Genomic DNA, 15,672 nt, shown 5'->3' with positions numbered 1-15,672 from the left:
CGTGACCTGGTTAAATTGATTACCGAGTATCGCTCCGGATGCCGGGCGGCAGCCCCGCCGCCAGCCACCCGAACGCCCGCTCCGCCGCCGCCACCGCGTCCGCCCGTACGTCCGCCACCCGCTCCCCCGCCGCGATCCGCCGCCAGTTCTCCAGCGCGAGGATCCGCCGCACTGCCATGATCTGCCCGGCCGCGAGCCGCGCGTCCAGATCACCCCCGAGCGCCTCGGCGAGCGCGGCCTCGGACCGCTCCTGGTGCGTGTACGCCCGGGCGACCAGGGAGGGCGTCCCGTAGAGCAGCCGGTGGAAGGCGAGCACCCGGGGATCGTCGTTGAGCCCGGTCACCGGATCGCACCGCTCCAGCCCCTGAAGGAAGTGCCGCCGCAGCGCCTCCACGGGGTCCCCTTCGGCCTCCGCCACCACACGTGCCGCCTCGCCCTCGTGGTCGGCGATCCGATGCAGGACCAGGTCCTCCTTCGCCGGGAAGTACCGGAACAGCGTCGGCTTGGAGATCTCGGCCGCCGCCGCCACCTCGGCGACGGACACCGCGTCGAACCCCTTCTCCAGGAAGAGCCGGATCGCGATGTCCGACACGACCTGGTACATCCGCTGCTTCTTGCGCTCCCGCAGCCCGATCTCACTCATGCGGCGAGCCTACGCAGTGGCGCGCGGCCGGCTTCCGCGTCAGGACGTGTGCCAGCGGACCAGCGCGGCCATGATCTGCGAGCGGCTCGGCACCTGCGCCAGGCCGAGCGGCCGCGCCGCGGCGGTGAGGATCTTCTGGAGCTTGCCGGCGGCCACGGGCAGGGCCATCCAGTTGAAGGCCGCGTCCTCGCGCAGGGACAGCGACACCCGGATGACATCGGTGAAGACCGACTGCGCCCGCTTGAAGTCGAGGATCAGCGGCAGGTCCCGCTCCCACCCGGCCGAACTGCCCGGTCGGATCCCCTCGACCAGGTCGCACCACTCCCGGACCATACGGCTCTCCTGGTCGCCCGGGTAGCGCATCAGGTACAGGTGGGTGGCCAGGTCGTAGAGCGGATCGCCCAGCATCGCCAGCTCCCAGTCGATGGCCCAGAGCCGGCCCCCCGGGTCGAGGACGAAGTTCTCCCGGTGCAGATCCGCGTGCAGGAGGCAGAACGGGCGCTTCTGGAGCCCGAGGACGCGCTCCCGGAGCAGGGTGAACGATTCCTCCGAGATGCCGAGCGCCTGGAACAGACCGGCGAACTCCGCGTGGTTCTTCCGGTAGACCTGCTCCTCGACGAAGACGACCAGCCGCTCCAGAAAGCCGTCGCTGTCCCCGTCCTCGGCGCGGTCGCGGTCCTCACAGCGCCGCTCCACCCGCAGCATGTCCGGCGTGACCCGGACCATCTCCCGGAAGAGATCGACGATCTGCCGGAACACCGCGTCGGGTACGCGTCGCCCCGGCCGCCGCTGTTCCCCGAGCGTCCGCCCCTCGATGAAGCCCTGCAATCCCATGCCGGCGACCTCGACGATGCCCGGCACGCGGCTGATGTGCTCCTGGAGGGCGCGCAGCAGTGCCTCCTCCGACCTGAAGCACCGCCGGTCGAACCACAGGATCTCGGAGCGCGGCTCACGGACCTTGACGGATCGTGTCCCACCGGGCAACGCGAGGACGTAGGTCTCGTGGTGGTACCCCTTGAGCGGCCCCTTGACCAGGCTCGGGTCGCCGCTCATCTCGACTGCTCGCTGCCGAGCACCGGAGACCGATGGGGGTGTCATTGGGTGGTTCAGCCTGCCCCGGTGGTGCGGATGGTGTAAGGGGGAAGGCACGTTACTCCACCGGACGCCGTCATCAGGGGAGAACCGGGCTATCGACCCGAACTCCCCCCTCCCAGGTGAACCGGCGCCCCCTAGCCGCGCAGCAACGCCAGCACCGGCTCCAGGGATTCGATCACGGTGTCGGCTCCCGCGTCCTTCAGGATCTTGGCCTTGCGGGGGTTGCTCGCGTACCCGAGGAACGGCACCCCGGCCCGGACGGCGGCCTCGTGGTCCGAGGGGGCGTCGCCGATCATCAGGGCGTCGGCCGGGGCGGCGCCCATGGCGTTCAGCGCCCGGTTGAGGCAGTGGGGGTCCGGCTTCAGGTGGTGGAGTTCCTGGGCGCGGCCGTAGATGTGCGGGGCGAAGCAGCCGGCGATGCCCCGGCCCTCGAGGTACGTGCGCACCACCCGCGGGGAGTTGTTGGTGGTGATGGCGAGGCCGGAGCCCACCGCGGACCAGGTGCGTATGAGCGGATCCGCGTACGGGGTCGGCATCGCGGAGGACGCGGCCCGCAGCTCCTCCTGGGTGAGACGTTCCTCCAGCTCCGCCACGAGGTCGCTGCCGGGATGCCGGCGGTCCACGGCGCGCAGGACGACCTGCGGGTCGAGCGTCTCGCGTTCCCTCTCCGTGAGCAGGCCGTGCAGCCCCCGGCCCTCCAGCCAGGCCACCAGGTCGGTCGCCACCCCGTCCGCCGAGTGCCTGGCGAACAGCCGGCAGATGGGCCCGTCGAAGTCCCACAGCACGACACGGGCGCCTTTGATCAGAGTCGGAAGATGGTACTGATCGTTCTCGTTCTCGACTGTCACCGAACCAGTCTGCGTCGTATCAGGAGTCACTAGGAGAGTGTCAGGTCCGTGGTGATGGTTTCCCAGAGGGCGTCGAACCACTTCTGGGATTCCTGCACGAAAGCCGCGTCCCGCAGACCCGCCCGCTTCACGAAGGAGAAGAGGAGGGACTGGGAGCCGAGGACGTCGTACATGTCCAGGGTCCGGCTGCCCCACTCCTCCTCTCGCCTGGTCAGCATGTAGTAGCCGATCAGCGCCTCCTCCCCGTTGAGCAGGTACAGCTTGACCGGCGGGGTGAAGGGCAGCGCGCGGAACGTGACGTGCACGTCGATGCCGTGCGTGGAGCGCAGGGCGAGCAGGTTGTGCTGGAGGACCTGCCCCTGGGCGTTGCGCATGGCCAGCCAGCGCCGGTGGACCGGATTGTCGTCGCCGTGCGCCTCGACCGGGACGGGGAAGGCCAGCTCGATGTCCCGGGAGGGCACCAGGATGCGGACGTCGATCGACTCGGGGTGGATACGGCCCTCGTGGATCAGGCGGAGCGGCTCGCCGATGGCGACCATGAGGGTCTCCGCGGTGTGGCAGACGACGTCGACGCGGACCCTACGGGCCGAGAACGCCTCGGTGAGCCGCGGTGCCAGGCCCACCATCGTCGGCTGGGGCTCGCCGCGGGCCGGGGCGGGCGTGGCGATCCGCGGCGGGCTGCCCTTGCTGACGTTGGTGAGGAGGCCGTCCTCCTGGAGTGCGCGCAGGGCCTGACGGACGGCGCCGCGTTCCACGCCGAACTCCTCCGCCAGTTCGGCCTGGGTGGGCAGGCGGTCGCCCGGCTTGAGCTCACCGGCGCGGATACGTTCCCGCAGGACGTCGGCGATCTTCTGGGGCGAATGCCTGCTGCTGCCGTTCACTGCCACGCTCTCCTGGGTCACGACCAAACGCTACAACTCTGATCCATCTGGCGGGAGTTGTTTGAAAGTTGTTTATTACCAGTAGCCAAGTGGGGACAACTTAATCAGAGTTGGTTGCCAACTCGCTTGAGTTGGCGGAAGTTTTGCTTCCGAAGGGGGAACTCCGATGCCTGCCCTCGCTCTCCTCTCCGCCGCCTTCGTCGTCGCCTTCGAGCAGCTTGTCCAGTGGAAGTACGGCCCGGCCGGAATCGTCGGGCTGATCCTTCTCACCGTGGGCATCAAGGCCAAGAGCCCGGCCGTCAGCTCCGCCGGAGCGGTCGTGCTCGCCCTGCTGATGACGGGCCCCGTCCGATGACGTCAGCTCGTGAGCACCAGCTCCGAACTGATCGTCTCCCACAGTGCGTTGAACCACAGGTGCGACTGCTCGACGAACGTCGTGTCACGCAGGCCGGGGCCCTGCTGGAAGGAGAACAGCATCGACTGGGTGCCCTGGGCGTCGTACATCTCCAGGTGCTCGTGGTCGATCTCGGCCTCCCGGCGCGTCAGCGTGTAGTACGCGAACAGCGCCTCGGTGTTGTTGAGCAGGTACAGCTTCACCGGCGGGGTGAAGGGCAGCGCGCGGAACGTGACGTGCACGTCGATGCCGTGCGTGGAGCGCAGGGCCAGCAGGTTGTGCCGGAGGACCTGCCCCTGGGCGTTGCGCATCGCGAGCCACCGCTCGTGCACCGAGTCGTCACCGTGGCCCCCGACCGGCACCGGGAAGGCGAGGTCGATGTCCCGGCTCGGCAGCAGGACCCGGACGTCGACCTTGGCCGGTTTCAGCCGCCCGGCGTGGATCTGCCGCAGCGGCTCACCGATGGCGAGCGTGAGGGAGATGGCGGTCAGGCACACGGCGTCGATCTCGACGTGCTCCGCCGCGAAGGCCGCCGCGATCCGGGGCGCGAGGGCCACCGTGGTGGGCAGCGGCGGGGCTTGTGGCCCGGTCAGCGCCCCGGCGGGGTCGGGGGCGACGGTCGCCGGGCTGCCCTTGGACACGTTGGTGAGCAGCCGTTCGGACTGGAGGATGCGCAGGGCCTGGCGTACGGCACCGCGCTCGACGCCGAACTCGTGGGCCAGCTGTGCCTGGGTGGGCATGCGTTCGCCCGGCTGCAGCTCTCCCGACCTGATCCGGGCGCGCAGTTCGTCGGCCACCTCGTGATGTGTCCTCTGTGGCCGTTGCGACCTCTTCCGTCCATTGACGGGGGCGTGTTCCGGGTCCACAACCAAACAGTACAACTTCCCGCCATCTTCCGGCAGTTCAGTACCAGGTGGTTATGAGCCGCTTCCAGGCGGAGATAAGTACAGTGAAGTTGGTCGCCAACTTCGTTGACATGGTCAGGTCTTCAAGGGGTTGGCCATCCATCAAGGGGCTCCCTTCCGGAGGGGAGCCGGGAGCCCCGGACAACTCACTACGGATACGAGGTCCCTGTCGTCCGCGGAAGGGAGCGGCTCAGAACAGGTCCGGGCACCAAGGCCGCCTGGACGTACGCAGCAGGGCGTCGGCCTTCCGGGCGGCGCCCGCTCGTTCTTCCCGGACCCGGCCCAGCGCCGCCAGCCGCACCGCCGACTCGTCGCCGAGCCACAGCGCCCCCAACTCGACCAGCCCGAGAGTGATGTCCGCGCTCCGCGTGGTCGGCGTACAGGACGCCCCGGCGGCCGAGGCCTCCAGCCGGTAACGCCCGCCGGTCAGACCGTCCACGCCGGCGACCTCCAGCACCAGCGTCCCCTCCCCCTCGTACGTCCGCGCCTCGAGCGCCCGTGTGACGTCGAGGATCCGCACCCACAGCCAGTCCGCCAGGGACGTGATCTCGGCCGCCCGCGGATCGGGCAGGACGTGCGGGAGCAGGTCGTCGGGGGCCCGCCAGCCGCTCTTGACCCGCACGACCCAGTCGATGGAGCAGAGGTACTGCCACAGGGCGCGCTCCGCGTCCGGCGTGACGCCGATCAGCCACCTCACCGTCGCCGTGTTCAAGGGCTGCTTGCCATCGCCCCAGTTGTCGTCCACGTCGTAGGCGGCCATGCCCTCGACCTCGCCGGAAGCCGAGCGGTACACGGCGAAGAAGGGCTGCTTCCAGGACGGGTCGACCTTTACGGCGCCGGTGTTCCACTTCCACCACAGCTCGTCGCGGTCGATGGCGCCGGGCTGCAGGCGGCACAGCCGCTCGTGCAGGTCGGGGCCGAGCTTGCGGACGTCCTCGCCGTCCACCAGGTCGATGCGCCCGCCGTCCGCCGGGCCCGCCCAGCGGGCGTCGAGACCGGCGCGCGGCACGTCGACCGTCCACTCGGCCATCCACGTCGCCGGTCCGAAGCCGTACCGGCCGTAGATCGGGTACTCGGCGGCGATCAGCGTCGCGACGACGTCCCCGCGCTCCTTGGCGGCCGCCAGGTCCCGCGCCATCATCCGGCTGAGCAGCCCGCGGCGGCGGTGGGTGGCGTGGACGGTGACGCCCGAGACGGCGTCGGCCGGCACTCTCGCCCCGCCCACCACCGTGAGCTCCTGGGCGAAGGACCGGAAGGTCGCCACGCACCGGCCGCCGTCGAAGGCGCCGAGGTAGCGGCCCGGGACGAACCGCTCACGGCGGCCCTCGATCTCCTCCTCGGACAGGGCCGGCACCCGCAGGAAGCCGGTGTTCACGGCGCGCAGCCAGTCGGCGAACTCGCTCTCGGTGATGGGGCGTACGTCGATGCCGTCGGCGCGGGGAGTGGCGGTCATGGCATCACGCTAGGCGCAGGGCCGGTCGGTGTCGCGTAAATATCCGACCGGCCCTACCGGACCCCGAGCGACTCACACGAGCAGGTCGTCGACCTGGGCCTCCCCCTCGCGGTACCGGCGCGCGATCTCCGTGCTGCACTCGTCGGCCGTGCGCTGGAGCCGCTGCCGACGCCGGGAGACCTGCTGCTCGTAGCGCACGAGCCGGCCCATGGCGGTGTTCAGCTCCAGGTCCGTCCGGGCGTCCAGGTCGGACAGCTCGACCTCGGCGAGCATCTCCGCGGCCAGCTGCCGGTACTCCTCGCCCTGCGGCGTCCCCAGGGTCAGATGACGGGCGGAGGAGCGGTGCCGGGCCGGGGCGTCCCGCAGGATCTCCGCGAGCCGCTCGACCACGGACGCCTCCGCGGGCCCGGCGACCGAGGACGCGCCCACCGGGGTGCGCCGCGTCAGCTCCGCCCGCAGGATGTCGATCCGCCCCTGGAGCAGCCGCCGTACGTAGCTGAGGTCGGCTTCGTCGCGCTGGGCCTCGCGGCGCAGCGCGCGCAGCTCGGGCAGGCTCAGCGTGGCCAGATCGTGCTCGGGAGCGTCCGAGGGCAGTGGCGGGCTGTCGGTGCGCTGTGTGGGCGGCCGGTGGTACTCCGCCGCCCCGGCCCCCGTGTGGCTGGACCAGACGGCCCCCAGCGGATGTCCGGTACTGGATGTGCTCATGTGCCTCAACCGTCCCCTCGACCGGTGTGTGAAAGCATCGTGCCACCCCAAGTGGCCGCTATGGGAACGAGTGCCCCCGATAGACCCCAGATGGGCTGTTAAGCAGCAAAATACGGCCGTGCGCGGCCTGTTGGCGCCCGGGCAAACCACCCTTTCGGGCCATGCGCCAACCGCGCGAGGCGCGAAAGTCACCTCCCGGCATGATGGACGTATGCGAGCAGTGGTGCAGAGGGTGGACGGCGCGAGCGTCGTCGTGGACGGCGAGACCGTAGGGGCGATCGAGGGCGAGGGGCTGTGCGTCCTCGTCGGCGTCACGCACGAGGACACCAAGGAGAAGGCGGCCCAGCTGGCCCGCAAACTCTGGTCGGTGCGCATGCTGCACGACGAGAAGTCGTGCAGCGACATCGACGCCCCGCTCCTGGTGATCAGCCAGTTCACCCTGTACGGCGACGCCCGCAAGGGCCGCCGCCCCACCTGGAACGCGGCCGCCCCCGGCGATGTCGCCGAGCCACTGGTCGACGAGGTGGTCGCCCAGCTGCGCTCGCTGGGCGCGACGGTGGCCACGGGCCGCTTCGGCGCGGCCATGCGCGTATCACTGACGAACGACGGCCCGTTCACCGTACTGATCGAGATCTGACCCGAAAGAACGACAAGCCTTACGGCTCGACGACGACTTCCTGGGCCGCGGCCGTGTCACCGGCCACCAGCGGGGCGTCCACGGCCACGTTCCGCTTCACCAGGGCGAGGGCGACCGGCCCCAGCTCGTGGTGGCGTACGGACGTCGTGATGAAGCCGATCTTCCGGCCGTCGGGGCCGTCGCCGGCGAGCCGGAGCTCGGTGCCGGCCACCGGCAGGTGGACCTCACTGCCGTCCAGGTGCAGGAAGACCAGCCGGCGCGGCGGCTTGCCCAGGTTCTGCACCCGGGCGACCGTCTCCTGGCCCCGGTAGCAGCCCTTCTGGAGGTGCACCGCCGAGCCGATCCAGCCCAGCTCGTGCGGGATGGTGCGGTGGTCGGTCTCGAAGCCGAGCCGGGGCCGGTGCTGCTCCACGCGCAGCGCCTCGTAGGCGAGGATCCCGGCGGGCGGCCCGGCCTGCGCGGCGTACACCTCCAGGTCGGCGCGGGGCAGGAACAGGTCCCGGCCGTACGGCGTCTCCCGTACGACGGCGTCCTGCGGCACCTCGGCGATGGAGCCGGCCGGCAGGTGCACCACCGCGATGTCGGCCGTCCGGTCGGCGACCTCGACCCTGTAGAAGAACTTCATGGACTCCAGGTACGCGATCAGCGCGTCCTGAGTGCCCGGCTCCACATGGGCCCAGACCGTCTCGCCGTCGTCGACGAGGTACAGGGCGTGCTCGATGTGGCCGTTCGCGGAGAGGATCAGCGCCTCGGTGGCCTGGCCGGCCGGGAGGTCGCTGACGTGCTGGGTGAGCAGCAGGTGCAGCCAGGCGAGCCGGTCCTCGCCGGTGACGGTGACGACCCCCCGGTGCGAGAGGTCCACGAAACCGGTGCCGTCGGCGAGGGCACGCTGCTCACGGAACAGATCGCCGTAGTGGGCGGCGACGCCTTCGTCCACGCCCTCGGCGGGGACGGCGCCGGGCAGGGTCAGCAGGGGGCTCTTCATATCCGTAAGCCTACGACTCGGTAGTTGAAGCCTTGAGCGTGCAGTTCTCGCACCGGCCGAAGATCGCGAAGTGCTTCATGTCGGTGTCGAAGCCGAACGTCTGCCGCAGCTTCGCGGTGAACTCGGCGGCCACGGAGACGTCCGCCTCGATGACGTTCTGGCAGTCACGGCAGACCAGGTGGAGATGGTGGTGCCGGTCCGCGAGGTGGTACGTCGGCGCCCCGTGCCCCAGATGGGCGTGGCTGACCAGGCCGAGCTCCTCCAGCAGCTCCAGCGTCCGGTACACCGTGGAAATGTTGACCCCCGACGCCGTCTTCCTCACTTCCACGAGGATGTCGTCGGGGGTCGCGTGCTCCAGGGTGTCCACGGCTTCGAGCACGAGTTGCCGCTGCGGGGTCAGCCGGTAGCCGCGCTGCCGCAGATCACTCTTCCAGTCGGTGCTCACCACAGCACCCAGTGTAGAAGTGCCGGCCCGATCACGGACACGGCGGCAGCCGACCCGACATCAGGAGGTCCGAGAGAGTGTCGCGCAGGACACCAGTCGTCCTGACAATGTCCTCATGGGCCCGGATCTTCTCGTCGACCGCGGCCAGGGCAGCTCCGATGTCCCGCTGCTGATCGACCGGGGGGAGCAGCACCGGCAGTTCCGACAGGGTGCGTACGGTGATCGATCTCATGCCGGTCGTTCCTACGGCTCGGCTCCCCAGCCAGTCGGCCGTCGCCCGGCGGGCGAGATACGCGACGAGGTACAGCGCCTGCGCCGGATCGTGCGGTCGCACGCGCAGCAGGTGGGTGTTGTAGAGCCACTCCTGTTCGTGCTCGGTGACCAGTGCCGCCCGGCCGACCGTCCCGGTGCGGCTGACCAAGATGTCGTCGGCGACGAGCTGGTGTCTGCGGAGTTCGCGCGCCCGCTCGGGGGACACGTGTGGCATCCCCGGCTTCGGCGAGATCCTCCGATTGCGGAGATCGGCCGGACGGACCAGAGGAACACCACCGGGCACGTCCTCGCTCCGGCGCGGTGCCGGCCCGCCCGACTGGATGTCACAGATGTCACCGAGGGGGACCGGCTGCCACCCTTCCGGGATGCCTTCGCGGCTGTCCGCGCTCACGGGCCGTACCTCCTCAGCAGCTCATCGACCGCGGCGTCCGCGGCACGGGCCCGGCTGTGCGCCTCCGCCAGCCGTACGGCCAGCACGTTCAGTTGGCTCGGGTCCACGGCCAACGCGTCTGTCGGAATGTCGCTCGACAGGTAGACGGAAGGGCTGAGTGTGTGGTCCCGCTCCCTGATCTCGGCGAGGGGTACGGCCCTGCTCACCCCCGGGGTGCCCGGGTAGGGGCGCCCGGCCGCCCGGGCCGCCCGCCAGGACTCGTACTCCCGGAAAATTCTCTGCGTCTCTTCTGGGGCGAGCGCTCTCTGCACCCGGGAGACCATCGATCCGAACCGCCTGGCATCGACGAAGAGGACCTCGTCACCGCTGCCCTCCGGATACCGCAACAGCCAGATCGTGACGGAGATGCTGGTCGTGGTGAAGAGGTGGGAGGGCAAGGCAATCAGGGCCTCCACCGCGCCGTCCTCCACCATGGCGGACCGGATCCGCCGTTCGGAGGGGTTGGAGGAGAAGGCCGCGATGTCGGGCATCACCACGGCCGCGCGCCCGTCCGTAGCGAGCGAGGCCACGACGTACTGGAGCCAGTCGAAATTGGCGTTGTGCCGGGGCGGCTTACCGTAGCGCCAGTGCGCGGGGTCGCCGGGATACTCCGGAAGCCGGGTGTTGAACGGCGGGTTCGCGACGACACGGTCGAACGCGCGGCGCCCGGGGCCGAGCCCTGCGGACGGAGCGGTGTGCCCGGGCAGCAGATCGGCGTCGGTCAGGCCGTGCAGCGCGAGGTTCATGCCGGCGAGGGCCAGCGGGTGTTCCCCCACTCCCGCCCCACTGGCTTCGGGCAGAAGCGCCCCTTCCCGGGCGTCCGCCACACCGTCGAGTGCGGCGGCCAGCAGCTCACCCGCGCGCACGAAGGGATCGTGCACGCTCCTGACGTCCTGAGCGTCGTTGGTCATGAGCTTCGACACGAGGTCGACCGCAGCACGCGGCGTGAAGAAGTCACCGGCCGTCCTGCCCGCGAGTTCGCCGTACCGAGCCAGGAGCCATTCGAAGGCCTGCGCGTACTCCGCCCTCTCCACCGACCCCGTCTCGTCCAACAACTGCACGGTGTCGGCTACCCGGGAGTCGCCGAGCCTCCTGGAAAGGGCGAGGAGCAGTTGGCCATGGCCGGGGCCTAGACCCTGTTCGACAGCGCGCGCGAGAAAGCGGACGAGCAGCTCACCGGAGTGCGGGAACTGATACCTGCTCGCATCAGCCGTCACTCTCTTCCATTCCTCGGGCAGGCAGCCCCGCACGTAGACGAGCGAGAGCAGCACGGTGAGGTAGTCCGCCACGGAAAGCTCCCCGCGGAAGCGTTCCGCCTCCGGGCCGCCCAAGCGCTGCACGACTTGAAGCAGCGCCCCGGCCCGCGCCCCTCCCAGACCGGCGCGGAACCGGTCCCCGTAAGTCGTCCCGGCCGGCTCCTCGGGCCGCCGCGCGTTCGCCGGAACAGTGCGCCGCTCCAGCCATCCCAGGATCTCGGCGGCCCGGAACACCTCGATCTCGCCAAGGCCGTCGGCGCGATCCACGACGGCCGGATCGGGGAAGTCCTGGTGCCTCCGCTCCCAGTTCGTCACCGCGGGTCGTCGCACCCCCGCGAGCCGCGCGATGTCGGCCCGCGAGACGAGTACGTCGTCGATGCTACTCACAGCGCCTCCCCGAGGAGTCAGAAGCGGGGCGGCCTGGAACCGCGCAGCACGTCCCCGCGGCTCGCAAGGACCACCGGGAATCGGTCCATGGCCTGCGCCTCCTTGGCCAGCCGCGGGTCGAGGTAGCCCAGCATGCGGTAGATCTTTGCATGGTCGGCCGCGAGGTCCCGGTGGTGGATCGGCTCGTGGTGCATGATCCGGTTCCGCAGCAGGACCAGTGACCACAGACCGTCGTAGAGGGCGTCGCGTCGGCCCGAGTAGTGGGCGAATGCTTTGTGCACGGTGGGCACCCAGAACAGACGGTCGTACCGCGATCCACCGCTGACCAGGGAGGCCCAGAAACCAAAGGACAGCTCGGCCACGATGTCGTCCGCCGGTGCGGGAACGAGCCCGCGGCGCTCACACTTGCTCCGCGCCTTGGCCACGAGCCGCTGTCCGTTGGGACTGAGCGGTGCCACAGCCCACCAGTCGGCCCTGCCATAGGCGAGGGAGAGCTGACGGTGGAGGGCATTGCGCAGGGCGAGCTCCAGACAGTGGAGTGAGCCGTACAGCGCGGCGGACGCCTCGACGTTCCACCAGTACAGCCGCCCAGCCACCACGGCGTTGCCGCGCGCCGCGCTCACGTAGCGCGCCAGCCTGAGCTTGGAAAAGGCGCGCAGCATCCACTCCGGCAGCTGGTCGGTCACTGTGATCCCCCTCTTTTGGGCATGGCGTCGCCCAGCATGGTCCAGGTACGGGAAGACCCACCGTGATACGGTGAGATACGAACGCCCTGGGCTCGCCTCTGCACAGCACGCCACCCGGGGCACGGCTTTCAAGCCCCCGGCCGCACTCCGTGCGCGGCCGGGGGTTCTGCTTTTCACACACCGCGCGAGGATCACACCACTCGGCGCTGCGGTCTCCACCGTAGTCACAAAAGGCAAGTGTCCGCAACCGCAGTGCACTGCTAGAGCGATCTGTTAACCCCCCCCCTGGGCTGTTTCAGGATTGGCCCTGACGCACATGGAATGGCCCCGGCCATGTCCGGGCCGGGGCCATTGGGAATCGTGGGGCAGCGGAGACTACTTGAAGAAAGCGATCCCGTCGTCCGGCATGTCGTCGGGCAGGGCCTTGGCCCAGCGCTCGACCTCCTCCGGGGTGACGACCTTCTTCAGGTGGGCCGACATGTAGGGGCGCAGCTCGACCTCGGGGGTCTGCTTCTCGCCGACCCACATCAAGTCGCTCTTGACGTAGCCGTAGAGCCGCTTGCCGCCGCTGTACGGCTGGGAGGCGGCGGTGCGGGCCACCGCGTCCGTCACGAGGTCGATCTGCGGCTTCTTGTCGGCCAGCTCGCCGTACCAGATCTCGATGACGCCGTCGTCGCGGGTCATCGTCACCTCGACCTTGCGCTCGGCGTCGATCCGCCAGAAGCCGTGCTCGGACTCCAGCGGCCGGACCTTGTTGCCGTCCTTGTCCAGCACCCAGCTGTGGGAGCGGTACTCGAGGAAGTCCCGGCCGTCGTGGGTGAAGGCGACCTCCTGCCCGAAGTTGCACTTCTCCGAGCCGGGGAAGTCGTGCACACCGGCACCGGCCCAGTTGCCGAGCAGGAAGGCGAGCGGGACGAGGTCTTTGTGGAGGTCGGACGGGATCTCGATCATGAGAGGTTCCTAGACGTGGGTCAGCGCTGGCCCTGGTACAGCTTCTTCACGGTCAGTCCGGCGAAGGCCAGGACGCCGACGGCGACCAGGACCAACAGGATTTCGAAGAAAAGCTCCACGGGGTGCTCCTTGAGCGGGCTGCGGATGTGTGCACGGGGCCGGGCCCAGCTTACGCGGCCGGGGCCCGGGCCTCGTTGTGAGGTGGGCCCCGGCGGGAGTCAGCCGAGCAGCTGGCCCTGCAGGGTCACCGTCTGCTGGAAGGGCACGGCCCGCGCACCGCCCTTCCGGGACTGCATGACCAGCGCGAGGGTGTCACCGGCGGCGAGGTAGGCGTGGCGGACCTGTTCGCCGCCGTACGGCCGGGCCTCGTCGTAGACCACGCACTCGACGTCGTCCACCACGGCGTCGTCGGGGAACGCCTTGTCGTTCACGGATGTCCCGGCGCCGCGCAGGGCAAACTTCGGCGCACTGTAGGGGGCGAGGTAGGGCGCGAGCAGCCCGTCGACGACGGCCGCGGTGTCGAACCGGAGCAGGTAGATCCGCGTGCGGGTGCCATCCGGCATCGTCCAGCCGCGGGCGGCGATGTGCCGCAGACCGTGGTCGGTGAGCTGCTGCCCGAGTTCCTCGCGGTCGTCCTTCGCGGCGTACTCCGCCAGGAAGTCCTTCTTCGCCGGCAAGCCGGCCGAGCCCCGCAGCGCCTTGTCCTCCCTGGCGCCCTCCGGAGCGGGCAGGAGGAGGGCACGCGGGTCGGCGTGGTGCGTGCCGGCCGTGTTTCCCTCGGCGAAGGGGCCCGGACTGCCGGAGGGCAGCGGCGGGCGGGTGAGCACCGGGTACTCCCAGCGCCCGTCCGGCTCCGTCGCGAGCCCGGGTAGGTCGGTCCGGTCCATGCGCGTGATGCCGAACGCCGTGGCCGCGCCGACCGCCGCGCAGACGGCCACGGCGGCGGTCCAGCGCAGAACGGCCCGCAGGACCCGGCGGTCCGTGCGCACCGGGCCCGACGGCACGTCCGGCCGCATCTCGGGCACGGCCGGAACGGCGGTCTGCTGCTGCTCGGTCATACCGCCTCCCCCGGCTCGGCTATACGGTCGAGCTGCTCGCGCAGCAGCATCGCGGCCCCTTTGGTGTCGAGTGGCTCCGCGCCGGCCGCGACGGCTGTGACCAGGACGTTCCCGACGTGGGCCGAGCAGTACATCGTCTCCAGGCCCCCGTCGGCGTCCTTCGGCGGCAGGAAGCAGTGGGCGTTCTTGTGGCCCTGGATCTCCGGGCCCTTGCGGAAGCCGCCCAGGGCGTCGACGACCGCGCTCCGGAAGCGTGCGGCGTCCCGGACCGCGGCCCTGTTGTCCATCTGGGCGAGCTCGACGCGCACCGTGTAGGCGTCGTCGGTGTAGGCGTCGGAGAGCTTGGTCGTGCTGAGGTAGCTGCGCATGGCGATGCCGGTGATGCGCAACCGGTCGACCGCCTTCTCCAGCCGCTTGCGCTGGGTGCGCGGCAGACCGCTCAGGGACTCCTTGCGCAGGGCCGTGGCCTGCTCCCCGCTCAGCGCGGCGTCCGAGCCGTACTCACCGAGGTCCGGGCCGCGCCCCCACTCGTTGGTCCCGGGGGCCCCGTACGGCACGAGCATGCCGGCGAGCCCGGTGGGAGCGGCCTTCTCGTCCGCCTCGGCCTCGGTGTTGTTCCGGGGAAACGTCCAGACGGGGGCGCCCGCGTCCCGGTCGGCGCCGTTCACGGCCACGACGGTGTAGCCCGCGCCGCCGGCGACGGTGACCGCCAGCAGGACGGACGCGGTGACGGCGGCGACACGGCCACGGCGTACGGGCTTCTGCTGCGGCTCGGGGGCGGGCTCGGACAGGGCCCTCGACTCCACCGGCTCCACCGGCTCCACGTTGTCGCTCACAGCCGCTCCAGCTGCCGCTCGGCCAGGTTCATGATCTTCGCCTTGGGAATCGGCTTGGTGTCCGTCACCCAGATCTCCACGGCGATGTCGCCACGCCAGGCGTGTGCCTCGGCGTTGTACACCGGCACGTAGCCGGGCTTGGTCTCGGGCCGGTTGTGGACGTAGGCCCGGCCGTCCCCGGTGCCGGGCACGGCCCAGCTGTCGGTGCCGCCCTCGGCCTCGGCCCAGTACTGGCTGTTGCCGGCCCTGTCGGCGGCTGCGAGCACCTCTTCCTGCCGGTACTGCACCAGGCGGATCTCCACCTGGTACGTGCCGCCGACCCGCCAGCCGGTGACGGCAGCGCGCCGGAACTCGTCGCTGACGAGCTCGCCGAACATCTCGCCCGGCTTCTTGTAGTACGCCGCGTAGCCCGCGAGGTCCAGCCAGCCTTCGTCGCCCATCAGATACTCGGCGTCCCGCGCCCCGCGCGGCTTCTTCAGCAGCAGCTTCCGCAGGTCACCGTCGGTCTTCACCCGCCTGTCCCGCGCGGCCGACAGCGGCTCGGGGCCGTCGCCCGTGGCCTGCGCGAGCGAGGGCTGCGAGAGGGAGGGCAGCTTCGTGGGCGCGCGGTCCACCTGTACGAGGTAACCGGCGCAGGTGCCGGCCACCAGTCCGAGCAAGGCGGCGGCACCGATCAGCGCGGCCGTACGCCCCCGCCCACGGCGACGGGGCCCGGGCTCGGCCCCGGACTCGCCGGCCACTTCTTCGGGTACTTCCAAGACGTCCCCCACAGAACGTGAAGCGCGCATTCCGCATGCGCGCGCA

18 protein-coding genes are annotated in these 15,672 nt (G+C 70.4%); 2 read left to right on the top strand and 16 right to left on the bottom strand.

The window, feature by feature from the left end:
• Nucleotides 1-19: 19 nt before the first annotated feature.
• The 4 genes from ACIBL4_RS31735 to ACIBL4_RS31720 form a co-directional block, all read right to left on the bottom strand.
• Entirely contained in the window at nt 20-643 is a 624-nt protein-coding gene (locus ACIBL4_RS31735; RefSeq protein WP_399415224.1) for a TetR family transcriptional regulator, read from the bottom strand.
• Between the two features lie 39 nt (nt 644-682).
• Entirely contained in the window at nt 683-1,696 is a 1,014-nt protein-coding gene (locus ACIBL4_RS31730; protein ID WP_399415223.1) for a phosphotransferase, read from the bottom strand.
• Between the two features lie 176 nt (nt 1,697-1,872).
• Entirely contained in the window at nt 1,873-2,586 is a 714-nt protein-coding gene (locus tag ACIBL4_RS31725; RefSeq protein WP_399415222.1) for an HAD family hydrolase, read from the bottom strand.
• Between the two features lie 29 nt (nt 2,587-2,615).
• A complete protein-coding gene (locus ACIBL4_RS31720) occupies nt 2,616-3,494 on the bottom strand; it encodes a GntR family transcriptional regulator (RefSeq protein WP_399415221.1) in 879 nt (292 codons plus the stop codon).
• Nucleotides 3,495-3,633: 139 nt separating this feature from the next.
• Between ACIBL4_RS31720 and ACIBL4_RS31715 the strand changes: the two genes are divergently transcribed.
• Nucleotides 3,634-3,822 carry a hypothetical protein gene (locus tag ACIBL4_RS31715; RefSeq protein ID WP_020273448.1) on the top strand — a complete coding sequence of 63 codons (189 nt, stop codon included), beginning with the start codon at nt 3,634-3,636 and terminating at the stop codon, nt 3,820-3,822.
• A gap of 2 nt (nt 3,823-3,824) precedes the next feature.
• Here the strand turns inward: ACIBL4_RS31715 and ACIBL4_RS31710 are convergent, their stop codons facing one another.
• The 3 genes from ACIBL4_RS31710 to ACIBL4_RS31700 all read right to left on the bottom strand — a co-directional run bounded on the left by ACIBL4_RS31710 (nt 3,825) and on the right by ACIBL4_RS31700 (nt 6,924).
• Nucleotides 3,825-4,733, bottom strand: coding sequence for a FadR/GntR family transcriptional regulator (locus tag ACIBL4_RS31710; RefSeq protein WP_399415220.1), 909 nt, complete (start codon nt 4,731-4,733; stop codon nt 3,825-3,827).
• 223 nt (nt 4,734-4,956) lie between these two features.
• The gene (locus tag ACIBL4_RS31705) at nt 4,957-6,219 is read right to left on the bottom strand and encodes a GNAT family N-acetyltransferase (protein ID WP_399415219.1); all 1,263 of its coding nucleotides are present in this window, start codon (nt 6,217-6,219) and stop codon (nt 4,957-4,959) included.
• A gap of 72 nt (nt 6,220-6,291) precedes the next feature.
• Nucleotides 6,292-6,924, bottom strand: a complete 633-nt coding sequence (locus tag ACIBL4_RS31700) for an aerial mycelium formation protein (protein WP_399415218.1) — start codon at nt 6,922-6,924, stop codon at nt 6,292-6,294.
• Between the two features lie 211 nt (nt 6,925-7,135).
• Here ACIBL4_RS31700 and dtd point away from each other — a divergent pair, with 211 nt between their 5' ends.
• Nucleotides 7,136-7,561 (top strand): D-aminoacyl-tRNA deacylase, encoded by a 426-nt coding sequence (gene dtd, locus ACIBL4_RS31695; RefSeq protein ID WP_010036184.1) that lies wholly within the window; start codon nt 7,136-7,138, stop codon nt 7,559-7,561.
• 19 nt (nt 7,562-7,580) lie between these two features.
• Here dtd and ACIBL4_RS31690 read toward each other — a convergent pair whose 3' ends face one another.
• The 9 genes from ACIBL4_RS31690 to ACIBL4_RS31650 form a co-directional block, all read right to left on the bottom strand.
• A complete protein-coding gene (locus ACIBL4_RS31690; RefSeq protein WP_399415217.1) occupies nt 7,581-8,546 on the bottom strand; it encodes a YgfZ/GcvT domain-containing protein in 966 nt (321 codons plus the stop codon).
• A 10-nt stretch (nt 8,547-8,556) separates the two neighbouring features.
• A complete protein-coding gene (locus ACIBL4_RS31685) occupies nt 8,557-8,994 on the bottom strand; it encodes a Fur family transcriptional regulator (protein WP_399415216.1) in 438 nt (145 codons plus the stop codon).
• A 28-nt stretch (nt 8,995-9,022) separates the two neighbouring features.
• Entirely contained in the window at nt 9,023-9,655 is a 633-nt protein-coding gene (locus tag ACIBL4_RS31680; protein ID WP_399415215.1) for a restriction endonuclease subunit S, read from the bottom strand.
• Complete coding sequence (locus ACIBL4_RS31675; protein WP_399415214.1) at nt 9,652-11,337, bottom strand: N-6 DNA methylase; 1,686 nt, start codon at nt 11,335-11,337, stop codon at nt 9,652-9,654. Before ACIBL4_RS31675 ends, ACIBL4_RS31680 begins: the two co-directional genes overlap by 4 nt.
• A gap of 17 nt (nt 11,338-11,354) precedes the next feature.
• Complete coding sequence (locus ACIBL4_RS31670; RefSeq protein WP_399415213.1) at nt 11,355-12,023, bottom strand: hypothetical protein; 669 nt, start codon at nt 12,021-12,023, stop codon at nt 11,355-11,357.
• A gap of 375 nt (nt 12,024-12,398) precedes the next feature.
• Complete coding sequence (locus ACIBL4_RS31665) at nt 12,399-12,974, bottom strand: FABP family protein (protein WP_399415212.1); 576 nt, start codon at nt 12,972-12,974, stop codon at nt 12,399-12,401.
• 218 nt (nt 12,975-13,192) lie between these two features.
• Nucleotides 13,193-14,032 (bottom strand): hypothetical protein, encoded by an 840-nt coding sequence (locus tag ACIBL4_RS31660; RefSeq protein WP_399415211.1) that lies wholly within the window; start codon nt 14,030-14,032, stop codon nt 13,193-13,195.
• Entirely contained in the window at nt 14,029-14,868 is an 840-nt protein-coding gene (locus ACIBL4_RS31655) for a hypothetical protein (protein ID WP_399415210.1), read from the bottom strand. Before ACIBL4_RS31655 ends, ACIBL4_RS31660 begins: the two co-directional genes overlap by 4 nt.
• Entirely contained in the window at nt 14,865-15,626 is a 762-nt protein-coding gene (locus ACIBL4_RS31650; RefSeq protein WP_399415209.1) for a hypothetical protein, read from the bottom strand. Before ACIBL4_RS31650 ends, ACIBL4_RS31655 begins: the two co-directional genes overlap by 4 nt.
• Nucleotides 15,627-15,672: the final 46 nt, after the last annotated feature.

Origin of the sequence: Streptomyces sp. NPDC050416 (assembly GCF_044458845.1) — a bacterium.
GTDB lineage: Bacteria > Actinomycetota > Actinomycetes > Streptomycetales > Streptomycetaceae > Streptomyces.
The sequence above is the reverse complement of the archived record's forward strand: the minus strand, read 5'-3'. Positions and strand labels throughout refer to the sequence as shown.